Annotated in this window: 12 protein-coding genes; 5 read left to right on the forward strand and 7 right to left on the reverse strand. The window is 42.3% G+C overall.

The features are described from left to right. Positions 1–193: 193 nt before the first annotated feature. From ACL6C3_RS10235 to rbfA, 3 genes are all read right to left on the reverse strand, one after another. Positions 194–418: a DUF4327 family protein gene (locus tag ACL6C3_RS10235; RefSeq protein ID WP_413167065.1), complete on the reverse strand. Its 225-nt coding sequence runs from the start codon at positions 416–418 to the stop codon at positions 194–196. A gap of 386 nt (positions 419–804) precedes the next feature. Next, on the reverse strand, positions 805–2412 hold the full coding sequence (locus ACL6C3_RS10240; protein WP_413167066.1) for a glycoside hydrolase family 3 N-terminal domain-containing protein: 1608 nt from the start codon (positions 2410–2412) through the stop codon (positions 805–807). Then, positions 2409–2837 carry a 30S ribosome-binding factor RbfA gene (gene rbfA / locus ACL6C3_RS10245; protein WP_413167067.1) on the reverse strand — a complete coding sequence of 143 codons (429 nt, stop codon included), beginning with the start codon at positions 2835–2837 and terminating at the stop codon, positions 2409–2411. The genes ACL6C3_RS10240 and rbfA overlap by 4 nt, the downstream gene beginning before the upstream one ends. A gap of 731 nt (positions 2838–3568) precedes the next feature. Between rbfA and ACL6C3_RS10250 the strand changes: the two genes are divergently transcribed. Continuing rightward, on the forward strand, positions 3569–4525 hold the full coding sequence (locus tag ACL6C3_RS10250; protein WP_413167068.1) for a transglutaminase domain-containing protein: 957 nt from the start codon (positions 3569–3571) through the stop codon (positions 4523–4525). Between the two features lie 415 nt (positions 4526–4940). On the opposite strand, the gene ACL6C3_RS10255 is transcribed toward ACL6C3_RS10250, so the two are convergent. After that, positions 4941–5525 carry a Uma2 family endonuclease gene (locus tag ACL6C3_RS10255; RefSeq protein ID WP_413167069.1) on the reverse strand — a complete coding sequence of 195 codons (585 nt, stop codon included), beginning with the start codon at positions 5523–5525 and terminating at the stop codon, positions 4941–4943. A gap of 63 nt (positions 5526–5588) precedes the next feature. Here ACL6C3_RS10255 and ACL6C3_RS10260 point away from each other — a divergent pair, with 63 nt between their 5' ends. Continuing rightward, entirely contained in the window at positions 5589–5819 is a 231-nt protein-coding gene (locus tag ACL6C3_RS10260) for a hypothetical protein (RefSeq protein ID WP_413167070.1), read from the forward strand. Continuing rightward, positions 5819–6235, forward strand: coding sequence for a PIN domain-containing protein (locus ACL6C3_RS10265; RefSeq protein ID WP_413167071.1), 417 nt, complete (start codon positions 5819–5821; stop codon positions 6233–6235). The genes ACL6C3_RS10260 and ACL6C3_RS10265 overlap by 1 nt, the downstream gene beginning before the upstream one ends. A gap of 42 nt (positions 6236–6277) precedes the next feature. Here the strand turns inward: ACL6C3_RS10265 and ACL6C3_RS10270 are convergent, their stop codons facing one another. Further along, a complete protein-coding gene (locus tag ACL6C3_RS10270; RefSeq protein WP_413167072.1) occupies positions 6278–7111 on the reverse strand; it encodes a Tab2/Atab2 family RNA-binding protein in 834 nt (277 codons plus the stop codon). Between the two features lie 164 nt (positions 7112–7275). Here ACL6C3_RS10270 and ACL6C3_RS10275 point away from each other — a divergent pair, with 164 nt between their 5' ends. Beyond that, complete coding sequence (locus ACL6C3_RS10275) at positions 7276–8559, forward strand: valine--pyruvate transaminase (protein ID WP_413167073.1); 1284 nt, start codon at positions 7276–7278, stop codon at positions 8557–8559. A gap of 39 nt (positions 8560–8598) precedes the next feature. Here ACL6C3_RS10275 and ACL6C3_RS10280 read toward each other — a convergent pair whose 3' ends face one another. Then, positions 8599–9312: a Uma2 family endonuclease gene (locus ACL6C3_RS10280; RefSeq protein WP_413167074.1), complete on the reverse strand. Its 714-nt coding sequence runs from the start codon at positions 9310–9312 to the stop codon at positions 8599–8601. Positions 9313–9406: 94 nt separating this feature from the next. Between ACL6C3_RS10280 and ACL6C3_RS10285 the strand changes: the two genes are divergently transcribed. Further along, positions 9407–10669, forward strand: a complete 1263-nt coding sequence (locus ACL6C3_RS10285) for a glycoside hydrolase family 10 protein (RefSeq protein WP_413167075.1) — start codon at positions 9407–9409, stop codon at positions 10667–10669. Between the two features lie 54 nt (positions 10670–10723). Here the strand turns inward: ACL6C3_RS10285 and ACL6C3_RS10290 are convergent, their stop codons facing one another. After that, complete coding sequence (locus tag ACL6C3_RS10290) at positions 10724–12043, reverse strand: hypothetical protein (protein ID WP_413167076.1); 1320 nt, start codon at positions 12041–12043, stop codon at positions 10724–10726. Positions 12044–12127 lie beyond the last annotated feature (84 nt).

Genomic DNA, 12127 nt, shown 5'->3' on the forward strand with positions numbered 1-12127 from the left:
TTCCCAGGTTTAAGGCTGTTGTTTCAAATTAGCCGTTTTCGTCTATTCGTGTTAATTCAGTGGTTTGATGGAAGTGATGAGTCCGAGCCTTGACAAATTTTTCGCAATTGTTAACTCGATTACATCACGGTGTACTCTAGAGAGCTATGCTTGATATACTCTAACCATCTAAGGTTATCGACCGTTTAAAAACTTAGTCGTTGTCCCACTTCTCGCAGCCGATTAAGTCGCCAATCCGGTCCCGTAGCAGGAAGTTGCAAGCCTCTAACTCGCATTCTACCCCTGCCCATTCCCGAGCCGGTATGTATTGGCAAAGGGTGTAAATCGGCTGTTGACGGCTAACAACGCCTTTGCTGACGAGTTCGCGAGCCTCGTCTTTGATCAAATTGAGTGAGTATTGAACAGTGGTGTAAGTCATAGGATTTGCCCTCTTGGGGTTGCCTTTGGTGGTTTGTGGCATCAGTATCTAATGATAATGGAAAAATTGGATTTAGGGAAGAGATTTTTTCAGTATAAGTGAATACAATTCAGCCCTAATCTTTCCATAAAGAAATTAAAATGGCATGAAATCAGCCGCAATCGCCCATCAGAAGGGGGTTCGAGTCGTGATAACTCCGGCTTCTCGATGAAGTTGAACCCCTGCGTGATTCATTAAAAAAACAAATCTTTTCCTTAGCTCTGATGTGCTAGCTCGACTGTAGACGGATAAAACAATCTGAACTCACAGATAAGTTAAACGATGAATTGAGAGGCCGTCGCCACTTGATTCTACAGCCACAAGCAACTCTCAACCGTGCGCTCGCTTCATACGCCGAATAAAGTTTTTAAGGCAATCGCCTGAGCGGATGGCATTTGACCAAAAGAGAAAACATAGGGCAAATGCGGGGGAATTTCAGGTCGAAACCTTTCTAACGCATAAGGACTACCGTAAATCACTAAGGCCTGCAATTGACCCATTTTTAATAAATTCTTAAGCATATTTTCTCCAACCTGAGTTAAATCGGCACTCCCTCGAAAAGGATTTCCTCGGAGAAAAATCTGAAGTAACGTTAAACTCGGCTCCGAGGGCAATGATTCAGGAAAAAGTTGATTTTTTGAGTCAATTAATTGCAATTGATAACCTTCTTGAGTCGGAAATGCGATCGCCGGAGTATGATTTCCTAAGAACCTACAATTTAACAGATCATCGACAATTACCACATTTCGCAGTTGGGGCGTTTCTGTCCCAGAAGATAGCTCTAGCGGAAGAGAACCCCCCATTTTGAGCGTCTGGTGTAGCAAACCCGAAACCGTTGTTTGAGCCAGCGAACTCGATAAGGTTTGACTCAGACGGCTAAAAGAACGCTTCTCCGCCTCGGGGGGAAACAAAGCGGGATGCTGGGTATTCCAACCCGGATAAACCTTTGTCTTCGCTTTCCAAATTCGTTGAACCGAAGCTCGAATCCGTTCCTGGGAAATTCGACCCGAAACCACCGCATCGCAAACCGAACGAATTGCCACCTCAGGATCAACCGGCATTAATATAATATCAGCCCCCGCCTCAACTGCCAACACCGGCGCCTCTTCCGGGCTATACTGATTGGCAATTGCACCCATCACCAACGCATCGGTAACAATCAACCCATTAAATCCGAGCTTTTGACGCAACTGACCCGTTAAAATCGAACGAGAGAGCGTTGCAGGTCGTTGGTCATCCCAAGCCGAAATCAACAAATGAGCGCTCATCACCGCATCAACCCCGTTAGAAATCGCCTCTCGAAAGGGTTGTAATTCCAATTCATCCAATCGTTGAGCAGAATGCGGAATTGTCGGTAATTCTAAATGAGAATCAATCGCCGTGTCACCGTGACCGGGAAAATGTTTGGCTGTGGTCAAAACCGGGTAAGACTGACAACCCTCAATAAAAGCGCTCGCCAACCGACTCACTGTAGCGGGAGTCTCCCCAAACGAACGCACGTTAATCACCGGGTTGTCCGGGTTGTTATTGACATCGACTACCGGAGCCAAAATCCAGTTTAAACCAATCGCCTGGGCTTCTAAAGCGGTAATCTTCCCCATTTGTTGAGCCGCTTCTACAGCCTTCTGAGGTTGAGAACCCGCCAGCGCCCCCAAAGCCATCGGGGGTGGAAACCAAGTCGCTCCCGCAAAGCGTTGACCCACCCCTTCTTCAATATCTGCGGCTAACAGCAACGGGAACTTCGCCCAAGATTGGAGTTGTTGGGTACGAGTTGCAATTTCTACGGCGCTCCCATCGACCAAGAGAACCCCTCCCACGCCCAAGTCCTGCAACCAATGTTGTAACTGTTTGGCGGGAGGTTCCCAAACCGGATAACGAATTTGATGGTCAAACAGATAACCGGAGGCTCGTACCACGACCATCTGGGCCACTTGTTCTGCTAGCGAGAGATTCATTCGAGTTCGGAATTATCAGAGATGTACTGCTCTGAAACATTTTCCAGAGGTTCCCCCTCTTCATCCGATTTGCGGTTTTTGGAAATTTGATTCAGCAGTGCCAACATTTTATCACCTCGCTCCAACGAACGATCTTCAAAAAAGACAACTTCTGGAGTTCGACGCAAACGCACCCGTTGACCCAGAGAGGAGCGAATGTAACCCGTCGCCGCCCGTAAACCTTCCATCGTTTCTTGGCGAGCTTCTTCGGTGCCGTAAATGCTCACAAAGATTTTAACGTGTTGAAGATCACCTGCAACATCGACATCCGTGATACTCACCATACCACTTCCAACCCGATCATCTTTGACTTCTTGCATTAAAATTTGGCTAACCTCCCGTTTAATCAGCGCAGCAACCCGGGAAACGCGACGATCTGTAGGCATGATAATCTTCACCTAAGCTAGACTCTTACCAGTGTAACGTGAGGTCTTCCCCTGTTTGTTCTATCTGGGGAACTCTTTTGTTAGTCTACAGAGTCAAAAGGGTTAATAGATGTTTTCATTATTTCTCAGCCATTACAAATTCTGGCACAGGTCATCTGTTCAAATCGCATGAATTGTGGTTTTATTCTCTCAACAATAATCGGCTTTTTCAAAAAATTTTAATAAGTTGCCAATCCGAATTAAACACCCCTTTAAAAGGTTTTTATCGTCTTCTATGAGGTTTGCCTCAAAAACCCGGTTTTTTGAAAAAACCGGGTTTTTATTCCTCAATCAAATTTCAAATCCATTCATTTAATTCTCAAAATTGCCGGAAACGCTCAAAACTTCAACGAAACTCAATTCATAAGGGAGTTAAGAAACCATTCATAAAACACTCCCAATCGGAGTACAAAATCTGCCGAATTTGAATTCTGAGTAAGTTTCTCATGTCAATTCAATTCCTTGCACTCTCCCTACCTATGGTGCAGGTTGGGATAATCTTTTTCTGCCTGTTCATCATCGGACTCAAACTGATCTTATCCTCCAAAAAGAATATGAATAATCTCAACGATCAATTCTTCTTCTCCTCCAATCCTATAAAAAATTTGGAGTTTTTCAAGTCAATCAAAATCCGACGAACACAGAAAAAAATCTTCGCAATCAGTTTAGCAATTCTTACCTGTATAGCGGTTTTGAATCCTCTAACCAGCCTGAAAGCGGTTGCCGGTTATTCTCAATTTCCCAATAGTTTACAACGACAAATCCCCACAATTCAAGCTGAAAAAAACTGGCCCTGGGAAGGAACAAGTATTCATCCCCTCGTTACTCAAATGCCCCTCGCCGCAGAAACCAGTATAGCAGCAGTCGCCCAATATATTACTCAGCGAGAATCAGATCCTCTTTTGGTGGCTAAAGCTTTCCATGATTATATTGCCACAAAAATTGATTATGATTACGCCGCTTATAAACGCGGATATTATGGTCCGCAAGATGCCCAAACTGTTTTTAGAAATCGCAAAGGAGTTTGTTCGGGATATGCGAGATTAATGAAAGCTTTTGGAGATGCAGCCGGTATAGAAGTTGCTTATATTACTGGAGATTATCGAGATTATACTGGCGGTTTGAGTGGTGAAGGTCATGCCTGGAATGGAGTTAAAATTAATGGTCAATGGTATTTAATGGATGCTACTTGGGATGCGGGATATTTAACCAGTTCGGGGTATGTTAAAGAGTACAGAACTAATTACTTATTTCCGCCTGCGGATGTGATGATAATGACTCATCTTCCGAATGACCCCGCTTGGCAGTTATTATCCCGTCCGATATCGCGTCCTCAATTCTCTCGAATGCCTGCATTACAAACTGACTTTTTTGCAGAAGGATTTCAGTTAATTTCGCCCAAACTTTCTAATATTCGGGTTAGAAATTCTATTGACATTCAGTTAAAAAACTCAAAAAATCGTTGGGTTATGGCGGAAGTTGTACCCCAAGGAAGCAGACAAACGTTTCTCTGTAGTCCTCCCACCCGTCAAACGTCTAATATTCCTTGTTCTTTACCGGGTACTGGAAGCCATGAAATTCGACTTTTTAGCAGTCAAGAACAATATGGAACTTATAAATATTTAGGGACGTTTCGTTTTACAACTTAATCGCCGTTCAAAAACCCTTATTTAAAAACTCGGTTTAACAAAAGTTACCGGGTTTTTTGCATCGGGTTTATTGGGGTTATTTGTGAGTTGTTTAAATTTTGGCTGAACCCGCCCCTACGAGGTTTTTTTTGGGTTGTTTGTGAGGGTGGGGCGGGTTTATTAGAGTTATTGGTGAGTTGTTAAAATTTTGGCTGAACCGGGTTTTTTGCATCGGGTTTATTGGGGTTATTTGTGAGGGTGGGGCGGGTTTATTAGAGTTATTGGTGAGTTGTTAAAATTTTTTGCGGAACCGGGTTTTTTGCATCGGGTTTATTGGGGTTATTTGTGAGGGTGGGGCGGGTTTATTAGAGTTATTGGTGAGTTGTTAAAATTTTTGCTGAACCCGCCCCTACAGGCGTTATATTTTTAAATTATTTTATTCGGGAGTTTCAAAATCAACTTTATCGTAAATTTCTAATAATTCTAATTGAACGGGAACCGAACTGAAAGATAATATTCCATCCGAACTTGTATATTCTAAAAACGTCCATTTTTGCGGTTCAATTCTGGTGTATTGTTCAACTTGCAGGGTATACTGATTAATTAATACATATTCTTGAAAACTGGAAAAAGTTCGATAGGCGGCGAACTTGTCACCCCGATCATAAGCTTCCGTTGATTTTGATAATACTTCCACAATCATCAACGGATTTGTTAATGTATCTCTGCGTCCTTCTGCATATTCAAGCGGGGGAATCATTACCATAATATTGGGATAAGTGTAGATGCGTTTTTCAGGAATCCACAACCGTTGATCGGTGACAAAAACTTCATAGGGTTGTCGTTTTAAAGCAAAGTTTAAATGGGCAAAAAGATTGCCTGCTATTTTATTATGATTGGGAGTTCCGCCGGACGCTTGAATAATTTCTCCGTTAATATATTCGTGACGTTCTTCTGAATTTACCTCAAATTCGAGATATTCGTTAGCTGTATAAGTTCGTTGTTCTAGTGTTTGTGTCATAATTTTAGCTTGACCTTGTGTTATTATAATAGAATAACAAAATTATCAACAAAGAGAGGTAAAATGTCAGACCCCTCAAACTATAGTATTACACTGGAAAATCAGGAAATTGTTGTTCGGTTGAATCGAGAGTTAATTGATGTAGATTCGCTAAGAGCATTTTTAGATTATCTAGAACTTGAATCCATTCGGAAGCGAAGTCAATTAACAGTAGAACAAGCCACCGGATTAGCTGAGGAAATTGATCGGGCGATTTGGGATAGTATTCAATCAAAGTTTACTGAAAATTCGTGATGTCGATTCAGCCTCCGATAATTATTGATACGAATATCTTGTTTTCCTCACTTTTGAGTATTAATTCTCCTTTCACAGAGTTAATTTTCAAATCCGAATACAACTTGTTTGTCTGTGAACTGGTATTGGTTGAACTGTTTAAGCGAAAAGAAAAAATTATTCGGCTCAGTCAATTAACAGAAAATGATATCATTCAAGTCTATCATATTCTATTGAGACGGATTAATCTCTATAAGGAAGATCTCATTACAATAGAAAATCGATCATTGGCTTATGAGTTCTGTCGAGATGTAGATGAAAGTGATACACCTCATGTAGCTCTAACATTGCAACTTCAGGGTTTATTATGGACGGGAGATAAGAAACTTAAAGCCGGATTGAAACAGAAGGGATTTGAAGATTTTTTTGAACCATAGTTATAGATATTTATAATTTAATTGTACTCAACAGAGAAATTTTTACTCCGGTCTTAACAACCAAAACCCGGTGAAAGTCATCCCAGAATCATCCGGTTGAACCAACAAAAAATGCAATCCCTTTGTTAACTGTTTTCGTTCGCTAAACATCTTCGCGGCTTCGGCAACTTCCGCATCTTCAAAGGTTGCCAATACCCAACGATCTACCAACCCCGCTTCTAAAATTAAACCATCAGGAGAACCGGGAATATAATGTAAAGAAATCGGTTTATTTTCCGCCAACCAACGCGCCAATTGCATCGACTGACGCCCGCCATTAATTACAATACCCGGAACCCGAACCGTTGAGGGTATTTTTAAATTAATCGGATACAAAAAATCCGGCATTTCTAAAATGGGAATGGGGCGATCGCTAAACCCGTCTACAATATCTTTTGCGGGTAACGTTGCAAACCGCCAAACCTCCCCCCACAAATTCTCGGGAATGGGAACCGGAGGCGGTTTATCAAGTTCTGCGGGTTTGTAGGGTTCGTTGGTGTACCCTGGAAGTTGGGAATATTCTTGGCTGCGTTGCTGTAACCACTGTTTGAGGGTAGAAGTTCGACGGTTGGGTTCAACCCGAATTCCTAACGCTGTGGCTGCGGTTTCGATTAAACTAAGAGATTGGGGACGAAACACCCAAATCACATCGGGTTTCTCAGCAGTGGTGGCCTGCTGCAACTGTTGGGTTAACCAAGTAGAATTGGCTTGAGACTGGGGACAAAAGGCGAGATATTCAATATTGCGACTGCGATCGCAGATTAACAACTCCCACAGGGGTTGTCCGGTGGTATCTTGGAGAGGACGGCGATAAAAGTCGGCTTGCCAAATCAACATGGGAAATCAGGAATTCAACCCGTAATTGCTGTAACTGTTGAGATCAAAGCTATCATCAATCTCGCTATTCGTAAAAAAATCTATATTTTATTTTTGATACTTCCCCATCTTGGCCGACTGTGGTTAAGATTAATTCATTGTCAATCGATTACGTTTGCTGCGCTATGGATCTGGCTTTATCTAAATTTGGCAATCGTATGTCCCATCTCAGTGGGGTGCGAGCTATTATGAAAGATATTATTGAAACCCTCAGATCGGGTAAGGGGAAGGATTTTATTAATTTAAGTGCGGGTAATCCGGTTATTTTACCCGAAGTTGAACAGTTGTGGCGAGATTGCACCGATCAACTGCTTTCCTGTCCCGAATATGGCGAGGTGATCTGTCGCTACGGTTCGAGTCAAGGCTATCAACCTTTTATCGATGTTATCGTTGAAGATTTTAACTCGCGCTACGGACTGAATCTCAACGATCGCAATATTTTGATTACTCCCGGAAGTCAATCGATTTACTTTTTTGCAGCAAATGCTTTCGGAGGCTACACAGAAGACGGCACGCTCAAAAAGATTGTTTTACCTTTAAGTCCTGATTATACCGGATATGGTAGCGTTAGTTTGTATCCTGAAGCAGTGGTTGCTTATCAACCGAAATTAGAGACTTTTCCTGAGGCGCACCGGTTTAAATATCACCCGGATTTTGAACGATTTGCGGTTGATGAAACGGTGGGTGCAGTTATTTTTTCTCGTCCTTGTAACCCGACGGGAAATGTGATGACTCCCGAGGAAGTTAAACAAATTTCCGCGATGGCTGCTTCTTACAATATACCTGTTTTTATTGACTCCGCTTATGCCCCTCCATTCCCGGCTTTGAATTTTACCGATATGGAACCGGTTTTTGGAGAAAATATCGTTCATTGTATTAGTTTATCGAAGGCGGGACTTCCGGGGGAACGCTTGGGAGTGGCAATTGGAGATGAAGGGATTATTCAGGTTTTACAAGCGTTTCAAACGAATATTTGTATTCATTCTTCTCGCTACGGACAGGCGATCGCGGCGAGGGCAATTGGTTCGGGTATGTTGGCCGATATTTCTGTTGAGGTAATTCGCCCTTATTACCAAAATAAGTTTACCGTTTTAGAGACGACTTTGGATCGCTCAATGCCGAAAAATTTGCCCTGGTATTTGCATCGGGGAGAAGGTGCTATTTTTGCTTGGATATGGTTTGATAATTTACCGATTTCTGATTGGGATTTTTATCAGGAATTGAAGCAAGCGGGTGTAATTTGTGTGCCGGGAAGTTCTTTCTTTCCGGGTTTATCAACAGATTGGCCGCACAAACAGCAGTGTATTCGCATTAGTTTGACGGCGAGCGATGAGGAAATTGAAGAGGGAATGGAACGTTTGGCAGAGGTGACAGAACGAGTTTATCAGGGTGTGATGATTAACGCTTAAAGGAGTAAAAAAAAGTTCGGGGGTAATTGTATAAACTTCCTATGATTCCCGATTTTGAACTGTTGTTAATTGGGTTCTAAAGGCTTGATGTTCTGCTGAGGCTAATCCTGCTTGTAAGGTGGTCAGCACTTGAGGCATTTCTCCGGCTAAAAGTGCCGCAAGGTCTAACCAGAGTCCGGGGAATATTTGACTGCGAATGATTCCATTTTCTGGCATCAACGAGAGATAATCTCCCCCTTCTAATTTAAACCAGTCCAACTGGCGATCGCCAACTTGCCAAACGATATATTCTTTTACACCATTGCGACGATAAGCCCGTTTTTTATCCCTTAAATCAATGGTTGCTGTACTTGCAGAAATTTCGGCTACAAGTTCCGGTGCGCCCTCAATATAACCATCCTCACTCAAGTGAGATTGTCCCCCATATTGGCGATCAATTAACAACACGATATCGGGTTGCGGTTCGTTATCTAAATCGAGTCGCACGGTCGGATTATCGCCCAAACGAAGACCAGGAGTTGCTATTTTATATGTTCCTAACCAAATCATTAAATTAGCATGAGGTTCGGCGTGAGGTTCAAAGCGTAAAGGTGAAGCCATGTAAACAATTCCTTCGATGAGTTCAGCTTTTTTCAGGTGAGGCATAGCGTTATAACGTCGTTCAAACTCTGGGCGGGTTAGAGAATCTCCATTTTCTAGGGGAGGAATGAAATTATTTTTTTTATTGGTCTGGGAAATTGCTCTCATCTTCATAATTTGTAATCAGTAATTAGTAATCGGTTGAACAGATTGAACTCTACTTTCATCTATTATAGAGTAAAATCTCTACCTTGAAAACCCTTAAAAAATGATCAGAAAGCGACGAAAAAGACTCGATTGGTTAACCCTGATTTGTTTGAGTTTATGTTTGAGTGTGGCGGTGACATGGACTCGTTTTTATCCGGCTGAAATCTCTCAAACTACGGTGACGGCTAGCGAAGAAATTAGGGGAGTTTGGATTACCAATGTTAACAGTGGGGTGTTGTTTGTTCCCGGTGGAACTCAACGAGCGCTCGATCAACTTTCCCAGTTAAATTTTAATACAGTTTATCCGGTTTTTTGGAACCGAGGAACAACCTTTTATCGCAGTGCGATCGCCCGACGGGTGACGGGACGTTTTCAAGATATCCTGTTGAATTTCGTACATTTAGGGGAAGATGTTTTCTCGGATATAATCAGCCAAGCACATCAACGAGATTTAAGAGTAATTCCTTGGTTTGAATATGGGTTGATGGCGCCGATCAATTCTCAATTGGTTAAACGTCATCCCGAATGGGTGACTTTACCGCAAAGCTTTAGATTTTCAGCCACTCCCTCTCTAAAGGAATTAGAAAATGCTTTGCTTCCCAATTATCCACCGAGTAATAAAAATGCGGGATGGTTTGGAATTAAAAATGTGTGGTTAAATCCTTTGCATCCTCAAGTTCAGAGATTTATTGAAGATTTAATTATAGAAGTTGTGATCAAATATGATGTCGATGGCATACAATTTGATGATAATTTTGGAATGCCGATAGAATTGGGTTATGATTGGTATACCCGCAAAGTTTATAAAGAAGAACATGGCGGTAAACTTCCCCCAAATAATCCCGCCGATCCCGAATGGATGCGGTGGAGGGCGAATAAAATTACAGCCTTTATGAAAACCCTGCACGATCGCATTAAAGCGGTGAAACCCGACTGTCTGATTTCTTTGGCACCCAACCCCCGAGAATTTGCTTATAATGAATCTCTACAAGACTGGCAAACTTGGGTAAAACAGGGTTTAATTGAGGAGTTAATCTTGCAAGTTTATCGGGATAGCCCGCAAGCGTTTTTGAGCGAATTAGAAGACCCGGCTATTCGAGAAATTCGGGGTAAAATTCCGGTGGGAATTGGGATTTTAAGCGGAACAATGGCACACGCCGTTGATATCGAACAAATTCAACAACAAGTTCAAGTGGTTCGCGATCGCCAATTTCAAGGAGTATCGTTTTTCTACTGGGAAACACTGTGGAGTTATTTTACTCCAGATGCACCCCGAGAACGTCGGAGAGTATTTGAAACGCTATTTTCGCCTTCCCCCTCCTAACGTTCTACCGTTGTTTTATTATGATTGATTCCCCTTCAAAAACTGCTATTTCAATCAAGAATTAGATTGATTTAAGCGTTGTTGCCATTCCGCATCTATTTTATCGGCTTGTTCGAGTTCTTGTTCAACCAAATCCGATTCTGTGGTGTAGGCTAAATTGTTTTGAGTCACCACAGTTTCCGCAGCAAATTGACGAGCATAATTCAATTTTTGCTGTAGAGAATCTTTGGCTTGATTCAACATTCCCACCCGTTCTTGTCGGTGTTGGTTGCGAACTTCAATCCGACGATTCCGCCATTTTATCCAAAGATAACGCAGGAAAGGAACGGTTAAAAACCCAATTCCATAAACCAACAATAGGGGAAAAATAACATCTACAAATCCAACCAATCCACCCAATGCTTGAACAAGACTCCGTTGTTGTAACAAATTCCCCAAAATAATCGCCCCAAAAATATTGACGACTCCCAAACCGGCGGCTAACATAATTTGACCGGAAGTTGCCTCACTAAATTTCCAGAATTGTTCTTTTAAATAACTGGCAATGGGTTGAGGACGAAACTGAGTTGCAGTGGTTTGTAAATCGGGAAAATGGTAAACGATTTGACCTTCGGGGCTAACTTTTGGATAACCGTTAAACCGAGTCAAAACGGGCAACATATAATCTTCATACTCTCGTTGTTGGGGGCTAATTTCATCGAGATAGGGCGCAACTTGTTCGGCAATAATCGCCCCCTGATTGTTGCGAATTAAAGTGGCAATAGTTTTCCAGCGTCGTTCTTCTAAATTCGCGTTAGGATTGCCATCTCCAAACAGAAAAGAAAAGACCGCTTCTAAAAAATTGTACTGATTGTTTTGGCTGTTGGCAGAACGTTGACGTCGGCGATAATAATAATCATCATCCCAATAGAAAAACCAAAACAAATCCGGGCCGAACCAGAAGTGGGGAACAAAGATAAAACCTCCGCCCCCCATATCATTACCGCCGCCGGAATCATCGCCATCTCGACTGGAATTAACCGCAATTACAATCAGGGTAATGCTAAGAAAAATTAGCACAATAGAAGCAATCAGCAAAATTCCAAAGGAAATGCGGATCAGATAAAATAACACCCGCCAAACTTTTTCCCACCATTCTTGTAATTTTAATCGCCAAAATTTATTGCGGAGAATGGTACGAAAATCTTTGGGAAATTGAAACGCAATTTCACCGGACTCGGCGACTTGAAGATGTCCACCTGCATCCGAAGCAAGTGCGAGAAGTTGCTGTTGAGCGAGATTGAGATCAATTCCGGCTTGGGCCGCTACGTCCCCAGTGGTGACGCGATAGCCCAACTGCTCAACCGCTTTCATTATTGAAGGGTTTGGTATCATAGCGCGTTTCTTTCGCCTGCAAGCTATCTATAAATCTACTTCTAGTATAAATTTTTCAGCAAGGCTCAGAAAGAGTGAAGGACG

The sequence above is a fragment of the Capilliphycus salinus ALCB114379 genome, assembly GCF_047276495.1.
Taxonomy (GTDB): Bacteria; Cyanobacteriota; Cyanobacteriia; order Cyanobacteriales; family Microcoleaceae; genus Capilliphycus; species Capilliphycus salinus.